Origin of the sequence: Bacillus cereus group sp. BfR-BA-01408 (assembly GCF_022663305.1) — a bacterium.
Lineage (GTDB): Bacteria > Bacillota > Bacilli > Bacillales > Bacillaceae_G > Bacillus_A > Bacillus_A pacificus.
In genome coordinates, this window is record NZ_JAKUFF010000023.1 from 21,580 (window position 1) to 38,407 (window position 16,828).

Below are 16,828 nucleotides of genomic sequence, written 5' to 3' on the forward strand. Positions count from 1 at the left end.
GATTGTAAGAGGATTTTTTGCATTATAAACAAATCGAGATACGATCGCCTTCAGAAAGTATTGTATTTGGTTTCATTTGTTGTCCGTTCAATTGAATATCACCGTTTTTAATTTTATTCACAATGCGTGTACGGCTCCAGTCGGAAATATATGTGGATAAAGTTTTATCCATCCGGTGGGAACCGAAAACGAGGTCTAATACAATTGTGATTTCGGCTATGCCACTTTCTTTATGCTGTGTAATGGAAATGGTAGTAGTTGTTTCCGTTTGATCTTGCTGAGGCATATCGACTGTTTCCACATGATCAGTAAATGATTTATAAATACGAAGTTTTTGATTCCACGTATGATCTTTCGGGCATTTATAAATAGCAAAACGATATATATTTTTTCCGTTGGCATTATGCCTACGAATATTTGTGTCGGTAAATAGGGTAGTGCGTCTGCAATTTTTACAATACTTTTCGATTGTGTTTTGTTCGTTTTCATATAAACTCCAAGAAAGTTGTACTTTCTGCATTTTCCTTCACCTCTTATAGTAGTGGCAAAGAAACGTAATACAGCTATTTGGATGTCTTGTAGTATGAAGACATGAGGAAAAGACAAAAATAAAAGGAGGTTCCCCAAAGAGGAACCTCCGTAAACATCATACTACAGATGCAATACGTTCCTTTGTAATGGGAATGGGCAGACTACTCCCTTGAAAAAGCATGGTGCTTTTTTGAGAGTAATGCTATCCAATTGCTGGTCCATTACAAAGTAGTTATTGGCATACGTAGATAACGTCCTTTCTATCCAAATAGATTTATTTTTCATTATAACACAGAAGATTGAAAATTGAAAATTCTTATGATAAAAAACACCAGCTAAAAAGCTGGTGCCTAAAATAAATTATATAAGTTCAAATAAAAATGAGCGTAGTTCTTCTGCAATTTCTTCAGTCATAGAAAATGCGTGCTCTAAGTAGCCTGGTTCGTTTAAATCGTCAGCGCCGATGATTGCGAATTTATTACGCTGCATATCAAGGACAATTGTTTTACCGTAATGACGATCGGAGTATAATAGCGCTAAATCGTGACGCTCATTTTCTCCCATAAAGCTTACGAAACGAGTTTTTGTAGCGACAGTGTCGTCGTACAGAAAGAAACGTTCTTCCATACACATGGCTCCTTTTATTAAATATCTAAGTTTAAGTGTGGCTTATGATCTAAATGGTGATGCGTTTTAATGAATCGTACTGTTCTTGTTTTGTAACGCATTACGATAGAGTATGTTTCAGCTAAATCTCCGCCTAGGAATTTTACGCCGTCTAATAATTCACCAGCAGATACACCAGTTGCTGAGAAGATTGCGTCATCACCAGATACTAAGTCTTCTAGCATTAGAAGTTGACGAGGGTCTTCTAATCCCATTTCACGGCAACGAGCTTCTTCTTCTTCGTTCATTGGAACTAAGCGAGCTTGCATTTCACCTTCAAGGCATTTTAATGCTGCTGCAGAAATAACACCTTCTGGAGCTCCGCCGATACCTACGAATAAGTCGATACCTGTTCCAGGTAGTGCTGTTGCGATTGACGCACCAACATCACCATCACCAAATAATTTTACGCGTGCACCTTTTGCACGAACACGATCAATAATATCTTGATGACGTTCACGTTCTTGAACGATAACTGTTAGATCGCGAATCTTTTTATTGTTAGCTTCTGCTACAATTTCAATTGTTTTTTCAATTGGATCATCTAAGCTAATTTTACCAGCTGCTTTTGGACCAACCGCGATTTTTTCCATGTACATATCAGGAGCATGAAGAAGGTTTCCTTTATCTGCGATTGCGATAACTGCCATTGCATTTGCAAGACCTTTTGCAACGATGTTTGTACCTTCTAATGGGTCAACGGCGATATCTACTTCTGGACCGTTACCTGTTCCTAGTTCTTCACCAATATATAACATCGGTGCTTCATCAAGTTCTCCTTCACCAATTACAACTGTACCTGCCATGTTTACTGAATCGAACATATCACGCATTGCTGTAGTTGCTGCATCATCTGCTTCGTTTTTCTTTCCGCGGCCCATCCACTGTGCGGATGCTAATGCTGCTGCTTCTGTTACACGGACAATTTCTAGTGCGAGTTCACGTTCCAAGGTTCCATTCCTCCAATTTCAAAAATCATACAAATATAACTATAACAAATAACGGAGAAAAGGTGAATTCGAAAAATTGTCGATTTTTTCAGAAGAAAGCGTTACAATTAAAATGTAAATGCTTTAATTTCCAGGTAGGTGACATTCATGTATTTTGTAGACAGAAAGAAAATAGAACAAATGCTAGTATGTTTAGAACGAGCAACAAGTACATTTCAAGAGAAAAAGATATATGAAACCGAGTTTGAATTTTACGCATTAGAACGCATAGCTCATCTAATGATTGATTGTGTATTAGATGTAGGGAATGCGATGATTGATGGATTTATTATGCGCGATCCAGGAAGTTATGAAGATATTATCGATATTTTAATGGACGAGCGAGTGATAAGTACAGAAGATGGACAAGGGATGAAAGAAATTATCCTTCTTCGAAAAATGCTTACGCAAGATTATATTCAAATGAATCATGATGAATTATATAAGACGATTCAAAAACATATTGCAGTGGTAGAGAAATACCCAGCAAATATTCGCAGTTATTTAGAGAAGGAATTAGGACCTGTATCTGCATTTGTACCAGAATAATTATGCTTATAAGATCCCCAGGGAATGCCTTTTGGGGGTCTTATATTGTATGTGAGGGAGAAGGGTGAAGCATGGGGGAAGCACGTACGACGAAAGATGAAATTGTGCAGTTGTTGAAAGTAAAGGGAGAGCACACCGTAGCGGAACTAGCTGAAATTTTAGAGATTACAGAAATGGCAATTCGAAGACATTTAAGTAATCTTGAGAAAGATGGTTTCATCTATTCCAAGATGGTAAGGCAACATGTCGGAAGACCAACTTATTTGTATGGATTAAGCGAAAAGGGAGAAGATACATTTCCGAAAGAGTATAAGCAATTTGCGATTGATATGCTAGAAGATTTAGCTCGAATGGGCGATGAAAAAATACTTCGTTACGTTTTAAAAGAGAGAACGAAGCGTATGGAAGAACAGTTGCAAAAGCGAGTGAGTAATCAAAAGAATTTAGCATATAAAGTGCAAGAGATAGCAGCTATGCAAGAGAAAAATGGTTATATGGTTCAAATCAAGAGAGATGGAGAGAACTCTTTCGTAATTGAAAAACAAAACTGTCCGTTAAAGGAAATTGCAGAGAGATTCCCGCAAGTGTGTGAAGATGAAAAAGAGATGTATAATCGTTTATTTGCGAACGCAGATGTGAAAACGCTAGCAAACATGTGCGAGGGCGATTGTAGTTGTTCTTACCAAATAAAAGAGAAAAAATGAACGTTATGGGGCGCTTTAAGGTAAAGCGTTTTTTTCTTTTGGAAAAGCGGGTAATATAAGAGTGGTATGATAAGGTGAGAACGTTAGCATAGAAGGAGAGACATAATCGATGTATAAAGGTTACTTAATTGACTTAGACGGTACAATGTATCGCGGAGAAGAACAAATTGAAGAAGCAAGCGACTTCGTCAAAGCGTTAGGAGAGCGCGGCATTCCGTATTTATTCGTTACGAATAACTCAACTCGTAAACCAGAACAAGTGGCAGAAAAACTTGTTCGTTTCGATATTCCAGCGAAAGCAGAGCAAGTATTCACAACGAGTATGGCAACAGCAAACTTCATTTACGAACGTAAACAAGACGCAACTGTATATATGATTGGTGAAGAAGGTTTACACGATGCGCTTGTGGAAAAAGGATTTGAACTTGTAGATGAAAATCCTGATTTCGTTGTTGTTGGTTTAGATCGTGACATCACATATGAAAAATTAGCAAAAGCTTGTCTTGCTGTGCGTAACGGCGCAACGTTTATTTCTACAAATGGAGACATTGCCATTCCGACTGAGCGCGGATTATTACCAGGTAACGGTTCATTAACATCAGTTGTAGCAGTATCAACAGGTGTGGATCCAATCTTTATCGGAAAACCAGAATCAATCATTATGGAACAAGCCTTGAAAGTGCTTGGCATAGAAAAGAATGAAGCATTAATGGTTGGGGATAACTACGATACAGACATTTTAGCAGGAATAAATGCTGGTATGCATACACTTCTTGTCCACACTGGAGTAACAACTGTGGAGAAGTTAACAGAATACGAAGTTCAACCGACGCAAGTTGTGCATAACTTGACGGAATGGATTGAGAAGATGTAATGAAAAAAGCTGTTCCAAACTTTGGAGCAGCTTTTTTCTAATATTTGCGGGTAGCCCGATTGGTGTGGGCTAATATTCAGTTGTAATTAGTGTCGTTTTTTGTCGATAAGTCGATATATTTAGAAAATCGCCGATATAATTTGAGTTGCGCTGATATATTAAAAAAATCGCTGATATAATGTTATTTAAAACGCACGATTCACAACATCTTTAACCTCTTCAAGATATTGTTTACGCACACTGTCATCCACAGAAGGGACACTTGTATAGAATGTATGCTCAATTGTTTCAATGCCTGTAAATTCAAAAATACCAACATCCGCTGTTTTTTTCATTGCTTCAAACATACCGCCTGCTGTGTATGCCTCTTTCGTATTTCCCATTGTAGATAATAATAATCCTTTTTTACCGCTTAATAACTTTTCAATACCATTCTCACCGTAAGCATAAGCGAAGCCGTGGCTAAATACACGATCAACGTATCCTTTTAAAATAGCAGGAAGTCCCGCCCACCAAACTGGGTAAATGAATGTAATGCTATCAGCCCAAGAGATATGCTCTTGCTCTTCTTTAATATCTGCTGGTGTGTTTCCTTGAGAAAATGAGATGAAATCGGAAGCGCCTAATACTGGGTTGAAGTTTAATTCGTATAGATCGCGAACGCGTACCTCATGATCTTTTTCTTCTAATTCCTTTTTTACCGTTTCTAAAATCGCATGGTTGAAGCTTTCTGTATTTGGGTGTGCATAAACGATTACATGTTTCATTGTTCTTCCTCCTATTTGTGGATATGTGAATGGTTTCACTGTAACCATTATTGTTACTTCTTTTGCGAAAGTCAAGTAATACATATGTATAAAAAGACGCCTCAAATCGTCTTTCTACACTCCGCTCATACAAAGAACAAAGAAAACAAATAAAATGATAACAATACCAATGCCGAAGTTAAATACGAGAGTACTATCCATATTATGTAACCTCCTTGTTTGAAAGTAAAAAGCACTCTAGCCAAGAGTGCTTCTTTATTTTGAGTCTACTTCGCAACTTTTAGAAAGGGATTCATGCGTGTAAAGAGTTACATTATTTTATGTGTTTATGCTTTGAAATGAGTAAGTCCTTGTAAGGTATAGAAAAAAAGACACTCTTTCGAGTGTCTTTCAAGATGACAAAATGTGCCAATTGCTTGAGTTTGATAAGGCGCTAATATCCGTTTTAACGCCTTTTCTTTGATCAAGAAGTGTAGCAACAGCGATTCGAATAAATTGTACCATTTGTTCCATGGGCGTGCGTATGCAATTGTGCATATTTCAATTATGAGGTAGGTGATGAACTGTGAATGATTTGAAGTGATTTACTTACGATTTCTTCTGCGGCATATATGCCGATTGCATCTGTTTTTACAATATGGGGTTGTAAATGATTATATGTTGCCCCTAATTCACCATGAAGTGGTGCGAAGGCATAGTTCGCCTTTTCAAGCATGCATAAATCAAGTAAAGAATCCCCAGCTGTAATAATAGTATCCATTTGTAGTATTTCTTGTATATATTGCACGGCGTCCCATTTGTTAATTGGTTTTGGTACAAAGTATAGTTTCCTACCTTGAAGTGAATGATTCCAGCCCTGTTTGTCTAACCAGGAAGTGAAGGATGATAATTCATCATAAGGAATGTTCTCTCGTTTAATGATGCAATAGTGGAATAAATCATCAGCCGTTTTTTGTGATATAACCCAATCTTTATGAGCGATTTGTTCAAATTCCTTTAGTATATCGTTCCTCTCTATACATTCTACTGAAATTCTTTTTTTTATTTCTTTGTTCCAAGTAACATCTTGCTTACCGTTATGAAGGATATTACCGCCGTTACTTGTAATGGCATATTCAGGAATGATTTCATTTTGGAATAAAGTAATACGTTGAAATTGTTCAATCGTTCTTGTTGTAACTGGGATAAAATATGAATGCAGTTGCAATTTTATTAGTAGTGTAATGGTTTTATATGTTATGAAAGAAATTTCTTTTCCATCTAAAGTTTCAATGAGCTGAATTGAATTATCTTCTATATGAGCACGAAATGATTTACGGGAATAAATAAGTGTCTGATCAAGATCACTGGCGAAAATCATATCGTATTCCCCCTAAGAGGCTTAATGAGTCCGCAACATGAATAAGTCATATTCTCATATATTTCAACAGGGACATTCTTTTCTTTAGCAAGAAGTAAAATATGCTTTAAATCAGGAGTGTCTTGCTTTCGTATTAAAATTTTCCACGGTATTCTCCGGAGTAATACGCGAGTTGTTTCACCGACTCCTGGTTTAATTAGATTAATATCATCAATTTCAAAGTGAGTTTGGATAGATTGTATATCTTTTAATCCTTGCCAAGATGGATCGGTGTATGTTGAAGCAATATAATGTAATTGATTATCTATATGAGAATGAACAGAAGGGAATAAATCTGTTATCTCATCGATAAAGAAATTTGATAAATCTTCTTGTTCTAGCTCTTTATAATATTTAACACCATGAAAATCATTTGGGTCAATATAGGTGTCATTTAGTACAGTGCGGCTAATTAGTCCAGAGACGGTCGCATTTAAGCAAGCACTAGGGATAAGAAAATCTTCGCGTGTACCGTAAATTGAAGTACAGTAACCGGGATCAGCAAGTACAGCCATACAATGAGAAAGGTGTGTATTATTTCTCTCGTTAAATGTATGTACTGCCTGTTCCAATTCCTTTTTTATTGCGCCCTTTCCAGTCCAGCCATCAATGAATTGAATTGTTTCTGTAGGATGATGTTCTAAAATATAGTGAAGTGCATTTTCATCGATGCCGCGTCCACGAATAATAGAAATACAATAGTGAGGTACATCAAGGTTATATTGATAGCGTATGTAGCGTTTTATAAGAATACCAATAGGTGTACCAGCACGCGCTAATGAGACGAGGACGAGATTCGTTCCTTTAGTCTGTATAATTTGTTCAGCGACAACTCCGACAGCGATGGCTAGTTTGTGTTTGTAATGTTGCAGGGAAGAAAAGAATAAATCCATATATGCTTTAGATGGTTTATATTCCGTTGGTAACATTTCAGAATAATGTATGCCAGCTTGAATGGCTTGTTCTCTCGTTTCTGTGGAACTTTCTTTCATTAAATCACTAATATCTTTTAATAGAAGAATAGCATCATTTGGATCGTAACTACTAATATGGGAATTTACCTTTACCATAATTATCAACCTTCCTTTTCTATGCTATTTGAAAATGAGACGATATGAATACAAGGAATAACTGTTTGTAAATGCTGTAGAAGAGGTGATAAGGCTTCTTCTCCTACATCACGTTCCATAAACACAAATACTTCATCGTATTCATGGGGTGAAATATTATAAAAGTAATTTGTAATAGTAGAATCTTCGGGATTTGGATAAGAGAAATGATTATGAATGGCGTAGTTCACATCATTTGAAACAGGGTGGATAGGGCTTCGTGTTGTAGATTGATATAAAATATTTTCACCCATTTCAGCAGCAATTTTCATTGGAATATACATAAACTCACCCGTTCCGAGGCAGAGTGTTCGTTTTCCAATTCTTTTTCTTTGTAACATTTTTCCTGCTTCTTGAGCAAAAGAATGAATGTGCTTTTGTTCATATGATGAAATGCCAAAGCGTCCAGTATATTTTATATAATTTGATGTATAGGATAATGCTGGACAAATAATCGTATGTTTTTTGAAATAAGGTTTTGTTTCTTCAATATGAGTATCTGTTTTTGTAATATTCAATGGCTGGCCAGTTGTGTGAATGCGGCCTTCTAATAAAGAAATAACATGAATTTTTATTTGAAGTTCTTCTTCTAGTTGTTTAAATTGTCTTCTATTAGTATTAGAACGCCAGTCTAATAAAGAAGCGATGGTATACTCTTCTCGTGGAAATTGCTGTTGAATAGACCTGATAATATTTAGTGCGGTTTTCCCAGTTGTCATCTCATCATCTACGAGAATGATTGGATTGTTGTTTTGAAAAAAGCTTTTATCCACATAACAACGGTGTGATGTTGCATGGGAATGTTCTTCCTCAAATGTAATGACAGATTCGAGATTGGGTATCGATTCCCTAGTTGTATGTACATACTTTGCATTTTGAAAGCATTGAAACATAGAATGGCCAAGTGCTGTTGCTGTTTCAGCGAATCCGATAAATAAAACTTCTTCTGGCAAGGGATATTGATAATGAAATATTTCTTCTGGAATTTCATCAACTTCTAATGAAATAAGATTTAAAATTTCTTTTTGAAATGGATGAAAAGTATTATGTAGTATTTCCATATATCTTGCAGCGAGAGCAAATCCACTTGCTAGAGAGACTGCAGGTTTAATAGGAAGATGCTTTCCAAGAATTGTACTTACAAATAAAAAACTCCGCTTCTTATTGATTCTCGCAGCCATTTGAAAAAGATTGTCTAATTCTAAGTTATATGGATTATCACGTACTTCTACATGAACCTTTATATTATTCAAAACGTTATACGTGTTGTTTTGCGTTTGTAATAAGGAGATCGGTGAATTGTTTGTTTTCATGTAGCACCCCGTAAATATTAGATTTTAAAATGGTTTTGCGAGCCCAGTTATAATGGGGCTTTACTTCATTCATTTTGTTAGCAAAACTGCTTTTTAGCACTCCGTTATACGTATTTGCATGTTGTAAAATTGACCTTGCGTCTAAATAATCTTCCATTGTAACAATGTGCATTGCTTGTACAACTTTAATATGAGATGGGTGAATGACTGTCTTTCCAATTAATCCATTTGCATGGTCAAGCGATACCTCTTGAATGAGCCCTTCTTCGTAATCATTAGAAAAATATTCCCATACACATCCTGAAATAACATATCCATTTGTTGCTCTGGAGAAAATATTAATAATGTCGGAAATACAATCACGAACAACAGTAATATGATAGATAGGGGTGTGTTTATTACGCCGAATACCAAATATGCTTGAAAAATCAGTAGCACCAATGCGTACATTTAAGATGTAATCACGATAGGAATCTAGTAGATCTTTTATTTGTAACAATGATTTTACACGTGTTTCTCTATACATAATTTCTGGGGATTCTAAAATCGGCATTCCGTAAAGGGATAATGAATATAGCTTGTTTATATAGGCAAGCTGATCGATATAAGACTTTCCATTAACGGGTGTGAATTTTGGAAAGACAAAACCACATAAGCAATGAACCGCACTACCTAATTCAGTAACAATTGTCCTCATTTGACTTGGCTGTCTAACTCTAATAAAAAGAAGGGGGATGTCTGCTTGATTTAGTATGTTATCACTGACCAAGTTGGAGATTTGCTGTATTTGAAAGACGATATTTTGCTCTGCAAACTTTACTTCCTTATCGCTGATAGAGTCTTCTAGACAAAAAATAATCGAGGTAGCTTCCACATGTTTTTTTCTAATTATATCTTCCGCGATAGTTTCTTTCGTGCCAGGAGTATATAGTGTAGCACCTAATGCGTACGCTAATTGCTCTTTCTCTATATTTTTTGAAAAACTAAGAGGTTCTTTATAGAAAAAATTTTGACGTTCTTCTAAGGAGAGATAAGAAAAATAATTCAAATTGTCACCACCTTATTTCAAATGATTCTGTTTAATCGTAACATAATAAGAAATATCTTCCATGGAAATAAAGCGAGAAATTAAAAAAATATATTGAGAAAGATGAATTATAAGATGAGTATCGAATATTGTTAGTAGAAATATAATAGGGGGAAGAGAAAGTGGAAATACATGAGCTGACGGTAGAAGAAGCAAATGAGATAAATACGTGGACGTACGAAGAACCTTATAATTTGTATAGTTTTTCAGGCGAGAAAGAAGTAATAGAGGAATTATTAGATGGGACGTATTATGGCTGTTGTGACGATAATGGAGAGTTTATCGGTTATTTTTGTTTTGGGGAAAATGCACAAGTGCCAGGGGGAAGAGATGCTCATTTATATGGTGGAGAAGATGTAATGGATATCGGACTTGGCATGAAGCCGGAGTTAACAGGGAAAGGGCTGGGGAAAATATTTTTTCAAGCTGGGATAGCTTTTGCAGCGAAAGAATATAAGCCGAAAACGTTTCGACTTAGCGTAGCGACATTTAATACAAGAGCGATTACGCTATATAAAAAAATAGGTTTTCAACAAGGTCCTATTTTTTTGAGCCGTCGAAGAGAATTTATGCTCATGGAATACGAAAGACCGTCAGTATGACACTGACGGTCTTTCATATTTCACTCCGAATGCTCAGCTCTATGCGCTAAACGGCTTGAAGCAGCGGCAGCAATTCCGCCAACGATATCATCAAGGAATGTATGCACCTTTCCAGTTGATTTATCATTTAAGTATTCTAAAATACCAGGTTTTAATTTATCGATATATCCAAAGTTCGTGAAACCGATAGAACCGTACACGTTAACGATAGAAAGTGCGATCACTTCATCAATTCCGTATAAGCCTTCATCACGTTTTACGATATCTTGTAATGGCTCACTTAACATTCCTTTTTCAGCGAGAACATCGAGTTCGATACCAGTAATTAGTGCGTTTTGTACTTCGCGTTTTGATAATACACGCTCAACGTTATAACGGCATTCTGACATCTCTAAATTTGGATGATATTTTTTTTGAAGAAAATGAACAAGCTCAGCAATATCGTCAATTGTTACACCGCGTTCTTGTAATAGTTGTAATGCTCTTTCTTGTAGTTGATTTGATTCTTTCATGTTTATCACCTTTTTTTCTTTTTAGTATTTGTATACGTTTCGTTGCTTTATCATGTGCATAGGAATGAAAGGCGAGCACAAGCTCATATATATAAAGAAAAACCATAGGTGGCGACTGCGATGATTCATCATATTTATGAGCATTATCATATGCATGTTAAAGAATTAATCCCCCTTGGCCCCTATAAAAGCTTTTGGATTCGCAACAAAATTTATGTACTTGTTCCAATTGGAGAAATGGAGGAAGAAGTACTTGTAGAGATGAAAAAGCTCAGTGATTATATGAACCAGCAAGGGGATATAACTGTAGCGACTTTCGTTCCGACTATACACGGCTACTATGTAAGTGAGATAGAAGAACAAAATTACTGCTTATTAAAAGGTATGCGTACGTTAGAGCGGCATGCTATATCATTAGGAAGTGAGCTTTCCATATTCCATAAACGAGGTGCATTCTTTCCAGAAGAAATTGAGCAACTAAGCCGCATTGGTGAATGGAAAGCGTTATGGGAAAAAAGGCTCGATCAGTTAGAAAAGTTTTGGCAGTCACAAGTGATGAACCACCCTACAGACGTATTCGATCAATTGTTTATTGAATCCTTCCCGTATTACTTAGGAGTTGCGGAAAATGCCATTCAATACGTTGTTGATACAGAGATGGATGATACGCCGCAACTAACGGATGCAGCAACAATTTGCCAAGAACGATTCACACCTTTATTATGGCATCAAACGAAGCGTCTCAAACTTCCTTTTGACTGGGTGTATGATCACCCGACTCGAGATATAGCAGAATTAATCCGCTATATGATGATTGAAAAAAAGAAAGACTGGGAGCAAACAATCGTTCAATTTGTTACAGATTATGAACGGAACTATTCGCTATCCTCATTTGGGTGGCGCCTATTATTTGCAAGGCTCCTGTTCCCGCTTCACTATTTTGAAACAGTCGAACGATATTACCAAACTGGAAACGAAGAACAAAAAAGCATATATAGGGATCGCTTAGAAGCCATTTTACACGATGTGAACCGCTCTGAGCAATTTATGAAACATTTTTATGGCTCACTTCGTTTACCAGTTGATAAGCTCGGGATTAGAAAATTAGATTGGCTGTCTTAAAAATATAAAAAAGAGACCGATTGAGGTCTCTTTTTTATATACCACAATTATATGTAATACATTATGCCCCTACCTGTTGATCTGCACATATATTTAAAATGAATTGATGTTGTTCGATTTTTTCATTTACTTTACTCAATAATTCTTGCTGGATTTCTTTAAATAAAAATTGATAGCTCGCATTCCATGTCGGTATAACGGATGAAAGGTCTAATAAATACTCTTTTTTCTTTTCTAGTTCTTGAATTGTTAAAAACGTGTTCCCCATTTTTGGCATGTGTCGTCCCCCTATGTTTTTTACTTTATATGTGTGAACGATTCACTATATAGTATCAATTATCGCATTTTTTGAGAAGGATTTCCAATTTTGTTTTATGATGTTAACGGATAAATGTGATTTGTATAAAAAAAGGAGACCAAATTTGGTCTCCTTTTAGAAGGCGATTCTGAACGAGCCGCTTCTGCTTTTAGATTAAAATACTTGTTCTACTTCGATAACGCCTGGTACTTCTTCAAGTAATGCGCGTTCGATACCAGCTTTTAGTGTGATTGTAGAACTTGGGCAGCTTCCGCATGCACCCATAAGGCGTAATTTTACGATACCTTCTTCAATGTCTACTAATTCAACGTCTCCGCCATCGCGAAGTAAGAATGGACGTAATTTATCTAATACTTCTAGTACTTGTTCTTGCATATGTGGGTTTTCCATTTTTATCGACTCCTTTCATCAGTTTTATTATAATCAAGATAGAGGGGAAAATCTATTTTTTCTGTTCTTGTTTTATTGCCGAAATTTTTTATCATGTTTACAACGTGTTTTTTCAGTATAGGGGTATGGAATGAGTTTGTAAAATGATGTGCTTATGTAATAAGGTATCTGAATATACTGTTAGAACAAGAAGTGGGGGAGAAGAAATGGTTAATGTGCAAGTGTATGGGACGAAAGTAATTTGTGCGAGCTGCGTTGGAATGCCATCTTCAACAGAAACGTTTGAGTGGTTACAAGCGGCGATTGGTCGTAAATATGAAGGACAAGAAAATAAATTTAATTTCGAGTATATTGATTTTCAAGAAGAACAAGAAGATGAAGATAAAAAAGCATTCGCAGAGCGCGTAGTGGAGGAAGATTTATTTTATCCGGTCGTTCTTGTAAATGGAGAAATTGTTGGAGAAGGAAATCCTCGTTTGAAGGATGTTTACGAAGAAATCGAGAAATATTTATAAAGCAGGAAGCCTTTGCGAATTTGCAAAGGCTTTTTTTATTGGAGGGATAGATGTGGAGAATGTAGTGAAGCATGCGTTACTGAAAGAAGTAGAGCAGTTGATGGAGCAGTACATAGGAGGACTGAAAGAAATTTTTTTAGATGAAAAAATAGTCGGGGTATATATTTACGGATCCATCGCACTCGGTGCATTTCATGCAGAAACGAGCGATGTTGATTTTGTCACGGTAATAAGTGATCCCGTGAATGAAGCTGAAAAACAGCAACTTGTAGAGCTTCATAAGAAACTTAGTGGTAGTACGTTAGGGAAAAGAATGGATGGTATGTATATTCCGCTTGCTGATTTAGGAAAATACAATGATGAAATGAATGAGTACGTGTATTGTGCAGATGGTAAGGCGAATATAGGACATTGGGATATTAATGCAGTCACATGGTGGACATTGAAAAATCAAGGTATTACAGTGATCGGGAAAGAAGCAGAAGACCTTTCGTTCCAAATAAGGTGGGATGATGTAGTAAATACGATGAAATACAACGTAGAACAGTACTGGAGCGGGAAGGCGAAGCAGCCATATTTATTCTTTATAGAAGAATGGGTAGAATCAGCGGTCGTTACGATGGGGCGTATTTTATATACACTAGATCATAAAACAATCGTTTCAAAAGATAGAGGATTGCAATACTTGTTAGAACATTCATCGGAAGAATGGGGACCTTTATTAAAAGAAGTAGAGAGAATACGGCAGAATCCAAAAGAAAAGCGAATGCTCTCAAGATGGAGAAGGGCAGATATGACGAAGAGATTTTTATTGCATTTAATTGAGACGTGTAGAGGGAAGTGGACGATACAGTAAATTGTATCGTCTCTTTTTGTGTCGTAATTGGTATATAATGGTTTTAAAAGTTTAATTATACTGGAGGGGATAGGATGGAAACGGAATTAGTTACATATAAAGAAAAGAATGTACAAATGAGTATGCTAGAAGTAATCGGTATGATCGGAATTATTTTTGGGGTAATGTATGGAATTGGTTATTTGAACTTTTTATATGAATTCTCATTATATCCGTGGTATGTAAATCATCTCATTTCACCCTTCACGTTTTGTATGATTATTGTAATGTATGCACCAGCAAGAAATTACTGTGTGCAGTTAGTAAAATCAATACAGTTCAACCATTTTAAACATTATGTAACAATAGTAATGACGATGATCGTACTGCTTATATATCTTGCGGTATTAAATTTAGTTTTACCACATGGGCTTGGTGTGGAGGGATCTAATATAGTAATAGAGCCTACTAAAAATGAAATCATTTTATATGTAGTTGTACTCACGATTTTTGCGCCGATTTGGGAAGAGCTTGTATTCCGAGGTATGTTTTTTATGAAATTATCTCAGCGCTTCTCTACACTTAGTAGTGCCGTTATAAGTGCTTTCATATTTACTTTAGGGCATCCCCTTACAGTAGGGAGTATTTTATATATTTTTGGTATAGGGATATGTTTAGCCTACACCTATAAGAAAACAAACAATTTACTCGTTCCAATTGGAATTCATGTATTAAACAATTTATTTAATTTATTAGTAAATTTTCAACTGTAAAAAAGGCGCCTTTTTGAAAGGGCGTCTTTCGTATTTTGTAGAGGAAAGATAATACGAAATATGGATAGTTTCATGTGAAACATTTTTATTATCAAATATACAAAATGGTTAACCTAGTGTATTAAAACTATCATTCATAAGTATTCTAATATATTTAAAAGTAACATGGAATAAGAAACGGATAATTGTCGGAATATATTCGATTTCTGTTCATTTTTATGAAATATATGTACTTTTTGTTAGATTCCTTCTTTTTATTTCTATAAAATACACGTATGTAGATATGAGAAAAGGATGATGTACGTGAAGGACACTGTTTTACAAGAAACGATTTCTCCACAAGAATTACATAAAGTTGTTCAAAAGAATACAGCTTATTATGACTTTAAGTGGGGCAAAGTAGAAAATCCAGCGCAAGGGAATACGTGGAATTGGGTAGCCTTTTTCTTCCCACCTTTTTGGTTAGCTTACCGTAAAATGTATAAATTTTTTATTATCCTTATGTTATTATCGGTTCCTAGTATACTTATACCTCCTTTTATAGACATTCCAGATGGAATTTTTTTATCAATTGGTCTAGTTTTTCAATTAGGAATGATGATATTTACTGGATGGCAAGGAAACCGTTTATATTATAAGCACGCTGTTCGTGTATTACATAAGGGAGAAGATATGCCAGATCATGAGAAGGCATATTATTTACAATCAAAGGGTGGAGCTAGTTTTGCTGGTATGATTGGTTTACACATTATAGTAGGGTTAGTATTTGGCGGAGCAACCTTTGGACTTTCCTTATTACCAACTGAGCCAAATATTAAAAATGTTGTTCGTTCAAGTGGTGAAGGTGTGACTTTAGAGATTATGACGGATAATCCGACTTGGAAGTTTGTGAAGAAAGAACAAGATTATGATGTAGTAGAATTTACTGGCTATGATTATACAGAGAAGAAAAATGTGAAAATTAAATTTGCTGTTTATTTTAGTGAAGACTATTTTGAATGGAAAGAAGTATATGAGAATAATAAGAAATTGAGTGAAGATGAGTTAGAAGAGTATCAATTTTACATTGAAGAAAATGGTTGGGGATTCTAGTTAGAACGCGCTCATTTTGAAAAGGAGAATCTTGTGAGGGTTCTTCTTTTTTATTGTAAAACACCATACGAATTGAAATTTTGTAAAATACAATAAAAAATGAGAATTCCAGGTAGGCTTGTCAATAACGTGAGACTATGGCACTATAAAGAAATGCTGTACAAATTTTATTTATCGAGATGTAAACATCAATTTTGATTTTTACGTATAAATAATGAACGGAGGAAATGAATTTATGGCTACTTTACCAAATTGTCCAAAATGTAATTCAGAATATACGTATGAGGATGGCGTTCTTTTCGTATGTCCAGAATGTGCTCATGAGTGGGGCCAAGAAGCAGAAGCTGAAAATAATGATGGTGCAAAAGTTGTAAAAGATGCGAACGGAAACGTTCTTCAAGACGGCGATGCTGTTACTGTCATTAAAGATTTAAAAGTAAAAGGAACTTCTTCAGTTGTGAAGATCGGTACGAAAGTAAAGAGCATCCGTCTAGTTGATGGTGATCACGATATTGATTGCAAAATCGACGGTTTCGGAGCTATGAAGTTAAAATCACAATTCGTGAAGAAGGCGTAAGTAAAAAGAGGAGGCGACTAGCCTCCTCTTGTTTATTGTCATTTTTTGTCGGTAAGTCGATATTCCTTGTCGAATCGTCGATATATTTCAAAAATCGTTGATA

Annotated in this window: 21 protein-coding genes; 10 read left to right on the forward strand and 11 right to left on the reverse strand. The window is 35.7% G+C overall.

The annotated features are described in order from the left end of the window. Nucleotides 1–22: 22 nt before the first annotated feature. From MR083_RS12330 to glpX, 3 genes are all read right to left on the reverse strand, one after another. Nucleotides 23–520, reverse strand: coding sequence for a hypothetical protein (locus MR083_RS12330; protein WP_001174570.1), 498 nt, complete (start codon nucleotides 518–520; stop codon nucleotides 23–25). 371 nt (nucleotides 521–891) lie between these two features. Beyond that, nucleotides 892–1,158: a DUF3055 domain-containing protein gene (locus tag MR083_RS12335; protein WP_000392606.1), complete on the reverse strand. Its 267-nt coding sequence runs from the start codon at nucleotides 1,156–1,158 to the stop codon at nucleotides 892–894. 17 nt (nucleotides 1,159–1,175) lie between these two features. Next, entirely contained in the window at nucleotides 1,176–2,147 is a 972-nt protein-coding gene (gene glpX, locus MR083_RS12340) for a class II fructose-bisphosphatase (protein WP_000439091.1), read from the reverse strand. A gap of 147 nt (nucleotides 2,148–2,294) precedes the next feature. Here glpX and MR083_RS12345 point away from each other — a divergent pair, with 147 nt between their 5' ends. From MR083_RS12345 to MR083_RS12355, 3 genes are all read left to right on the forward strand, one after another. After that, a complete protein-coding gene (locus tag MR083_RS12345; RefSeq protein ID WP_000274011.1) occupies nucleotides 2,295–2,735 on the forward strand; it encodes a DUF86 domain-containing protein in 441 nt (146 codons plus the stop codon). A gap of 71 nt (nucleotides 2,736–2,806) precedes the next feature. Beyond that, nucleotides 2,807–3,439, forward strand: coding sequence for a helix-turn-helix transcriptional regulator (locus MR083_RS12350; protein ID WP_000503352.1), 633 nt, complete (start codon nucleotides 2,807–2,809; stop codon nucleotides 3,437–3,439). A gap of 109 nt (nucleotides 3,440–3,548) precedes the next feature. Next, nucleotides 3,549–4,313 (forward strand): TIGR01457 family HAD-type hydrolase, encoded by a 765-nt coding sequence (locus tag MR083_RS12355; RefSeq protein ID WP_000276467.1) that lies wholly within the window; start codon nucleotides 3,549–3,551, stop codon nucleotides 4,311–4,313. A 185-nt stretch (nucleotides 4,314–4,498) separates the two neighbouring features. On the opposite strand, the gene MR083_RS12360 is transcribed toward MR083_RS12355, so the two are convergent. The 5 genes from MR083_RS12360 to MR083_RS12380 form a co-directional block, all read right to left on the reverse strand. Continuing rightward, nucleotides 4,499–5,080, reverse strand: coding sequence for an NAD(P)H-dependent oxidoreductase (locus MR083_RS12360; RefSeq protein ID WP_242269381.1), 582 nt, complete (start codon nucleotides 5,078–5,080; stop codon nucleotides 4,499–4,501). Nucleotides 5,081–5,624: 544 nt separating this feature from the next. Beyond that, complete coding sequence (locus MR083_RS12365) at nucleotides 5,625–6,440, reverse strand: HAD family hydrolase (RefSeq protein ID WP_000575371.1); 816 nt, start codon at nucleotides 6,438–6,440, stop codon at nucleotides 5,625–5,627. Then, nucleotides 6,437–7,549 (reverse strand): cysteine protease StiP family protein, encoded by a 1,113-nt coding sequence (locus tag MR083_RS12370; RefSeq protein ID WP_061529068.1) that lies wholly within the window; start codon nucleotides 7,547–7,549, stop codon nucleotides 6,437–6,439. Before MR083_RS12370 ends, MR083_RS12365 begins: the two co-directional genes overlap by 4 nt. Before the next feature lie 5 nt (nucleotides 7,550–7,554). Beyond that, complete coding sequence (locus MR083_RS12375) at nucleotides 7,555–8,901, reverse strand: phosphoribosyltransferase family protein (protein WP_000856289.1); 1,347 nt, start codon at nucleotides 8,899–8,901, stop codon at nucleotides 7,555–7,557. Beyond that, nucleotides 8,846–9,949, reverse strand: coding sequence for an HpcH/HpaI aldolase/citrate lyase family protein (locus MR083_RS12380; RefSeq protein ID WP_001106074.1), 1,104 nt, complete (start codon nucleotides 9,947–9,949; stop codon nucleotides 8,846–8,848). The genes MR083_RS12375 and MR083_RS12380 overlap by 56 nt, the downstream gene beginning before the upstream one ends. Before the next feature lie 161 nt (nucleotides 9,950–10,110). Between MR083_RS12380 and MR083_RS12385 the strand changes: the two genes are divergently transcribed. Beyond that, nucleotides 10,111–10,590 carry a GNAT family N-acetyltransferase gene (locus MR083_RS12385; protein ID WP_000402410.1) on the forward strand — a complete coding sequence of 160 codons (480 nt, stop codon included), beginning with the start codon at nucleotides 10,111–10,113 and terminating at the stop codon, nucleotides 10,588–10,590. Nucleotides 10,591–10,610: 20 nt separating this feature from the next. Here the strand turns inward: MR083_RS12385 and MR083_RS12390 are convergent, their stop codons facing one another. Next, on the reverse strand, nucleotides 10,611–11,102 hold the full coding sequence (locus tag MR083_RS12390; protein ID WP_000665103.1) for a phosphatidylglycerophosphatase A family protein: 492 nt from the start codon (nucleotides 11,100–11,102) through the stop codon (nucleotides 10,611–10,613). A 120-nt stretch (nucleotides 11,103–11,222) separates the two neighbouring features. Here MR083_RS12390 and yutH point away from each other — a divergent pair, with 120 nt between their 5' ends. Continuing rightward, nucleotides 11,223–12,224, forward strand: coding sequence for a spore coat putative kinase YutH (gene yutH / locus MR083_RS12395; protein WP_000581277.1), 1,002 nt, complete (start codon nucleotides 11,223–11,225; stop codon nucleotides 12,222–12,224). A 61-nt stretch (nucleotides 12,225–12,285) separates the two neighbouring features. Here yutH and MR083_RS12400 read toward each other — a convergent pair whose 3' ends face one another. After that, nucleotides 12,286–12,501 (reverse strand): hypothetical protein, encoded by a 216-nt coding sequence (locus MR083_RS12400; protein WP_001125488.1) that lies wholly within the window; start codon nucleotides 12,499–12,501, stop codon nucleotides 12,286–12,288. A gap of 195 nt (nucleotides 12,502–12,696) precedes the next feature. Beyond that, a complete protein-coding gene (locus tag MR083_RS12405; RefSeq protein ID WP_000431159.1) occupies nucleotides 12,697–12,933 on the reverse strand; it encodes a NifU family protein in 237 nt (78 codons plus the stop codon). A gap of 206 nt (nucleotides 12,934–13,139) precedes the next feature. Here MR083_RS12405 and MR083_RS12410 point away from each other — a divergent pair, with 206 nt between their 5' ends. The 5 genes from MR083_RS12410 to phnA all read left to right on the forward strand — a co-directional run bounded on the left by MR083_RS12410 (nucleotide 13,140) and on the right by phnA (nucleotide 16,725). Further along, a complete protein-coding gene (locus MR083_RS12410; RefSeq protein ID WP_000248590.1) occupies nucleotides 13,140–13,448 on the forward strand; it encodes a YuzD family protein in 309 nt (102 codons plus the stop codon). A 52-nt stretch (nucleotides 13,449–13,500) separates the two neighbouring features. After that, nucleotides 13,501–14,304, forward strand: coding sequence for a nucleotidyltransferase domain-containing protein (locus tag MR083_RS12415; protein WP_041184796.1), 804 nt, complete (start codon nucleotides 13,501–13,503; stop codon nucleotides 14,302–14,304). A 74-nt stretch (nucleotides 14,305–14,378) separates the two neighbouring features. Further along, nucleotides 14,379–15,056, forward strand: coding sequence for a CPBP family intramembrane glutamic endopeptidase (locus MR083_RS12420; protein ID WP_242269383.1), 678 nt, complete (start codon nucleotides 14,379–14,381; stop codon nucleotides 15,054–15,056). A 297-nt stretch (nucleotides 15,057–15,353) separates the two neighbouring features. Then, nucleotides 15,354–16,148 (forward strand): DUF2628 domain-containing protein, encoded by a 795-nt coding sequence (locus MR083_RS12425; protein WP_242269386.1) that lies wholly within the window; start codon nucleotides 15,354–15,356, stop codon nucleotides 16,146–16,148. 235 nt (nucleotides 16,149–16,383) lie between these two features. Next, on the forward strand, nucleotides 16,384–16,725 hold the full coding sequence (gene phnA / locus MR083_RS12430) for an alkylphosphonate utilization operon protein PhnA (protein WP_000212737.1): 342 nt from the start codon (nucleotides 16,384–16,386) through the stop codon (nucleotides 16,723–16,725). Nucleotides 16,726–16,828 lie beyond the last annotated feature (103 nt).

What these genes read in the sequence shown, in the direction of transcription:
- MR083_RS12345 (WP_000274011.1), top strand. Translation starts at nt 2,295, where the DNA reads ATGTATTTTGTAGACAGAAAGAAAATAGAACAAATGCTAGTATGTTTA.
- MR083_RS12375 (WP_000856289.1), bottom strand. Translation starts at nt 8,901, where the DNA reads ATGAAAACAAACAATTCACCGATCTCCTTATTACAAACGCAAAACAAC.
- MR083_RS12370 (WP_061529068.1), bottom strand. Translation starts at nt 7,549, where the DNA reads ATGGTAAAGGTAAATTCCCATATTAGTAGTTACGATCCAAATGATGCT.
- phnA (WP_000212737.1), top strand. Translation starts at nt 16,384, where the DNA reads ATGGCTACTTTACCAAATTGTCCAAAATGTAATTCAGAATATACGTAT.
- MR083_RS12330 (WP_001174570.1), bottom strand. Translation starts at nt 520, where the DNA reads ATGCAGAAAGTACAACTTTCTTGGAGTTTATATGAAAACGAACAAAAC.
- MR083_RS12360 (WP_242269381.1), bottom strand. Translation starts at nt 5,080, where the DNA reads ATGAAACATGTAATCGTTTATGCACACCCAAATACAGAAAGCTTCAAC.
- MR083_RS12410 (WP_000248590.1), top strand. Translation starts at nt 13,140, where the DNA reads ATGGTTAATGTGCAAGTGTATGGGACGAAAGTAATTTGTGCGAGCTGC.
- MR083_RS12400 (WP_001125488.1), bottom strand. Translation starts at nt 12,501, where the DNA reads ATGCCAAAAATGGGGAACACGTTTTTAACAATTCAAGAACTAGAAAAG.
- MR083_RS12365 (WP_000575371.1), bottom strand. Translation starts at nt 6,440, where the DNA reads ATGATTTTCGCCAGTGATCTTGATCAGACACTTATTTATTCCCGTAAA.
- yutH (WP_000581277.1), top strand. Translation starts at nt 11,223, where the DNA reads ATGATTCATCATATTTATGAGCATTATCATATGCATGTTAAAGAATTA.
- MR083_RS12420 (WP_242269383.1), top strand. Translation starts at nt 14,379, where the DNA reads ATGGAAACGGAATTAGTTACATATAAAGAAAAGAATGTACAAATGAGT.
- MR083_RS12425 (WP_242269386.1), top strand. Translation starts at nt 15,354, where the DNA reads ATGTACGTGAAGGACACTGTTTTACAAGAAACGATTTCTCCACAAGAA.
- MR083_RS12350 (WP_000503352.1), top strand. Translation starts at nt 2,807, where the DNA reads ATGGGGGAAGCACGTACGACGAAAGATGAAATTGTGCAGTTGTTGAAA.
- MR083_RS12390 (WP_000665103.1), bottom strand. Translation starts at nt 11,102, where the DNA reads ATGAAAGAATCAAATCAACTACAAGAAAGAGCATTACAACTATTACAA.
- MR083_RS12335 (WP_000392606.1), bottom strand. Translation starts at nt 1,158, where the DNA reads ATGGAAGAACGTTTCTTTCTGTACGACGACACTGTCGCTACAAAAACT.
- MR083_RS12355 (WP_000276467.1), top strand. Translation starts at nt 3,549, where the DNA reads ATGTATAAAGGTTACTTAATTGACTTAGACGGTACAATGTATCGCGGA.
- MR083_RS12405 (WP_000431159.1), bottom strand. Translation starts at nt 12,933, where the DNA reads ATGGAAAACCCACATATGCAAGAACAAGTACTAGAAGTATTAGATAAA.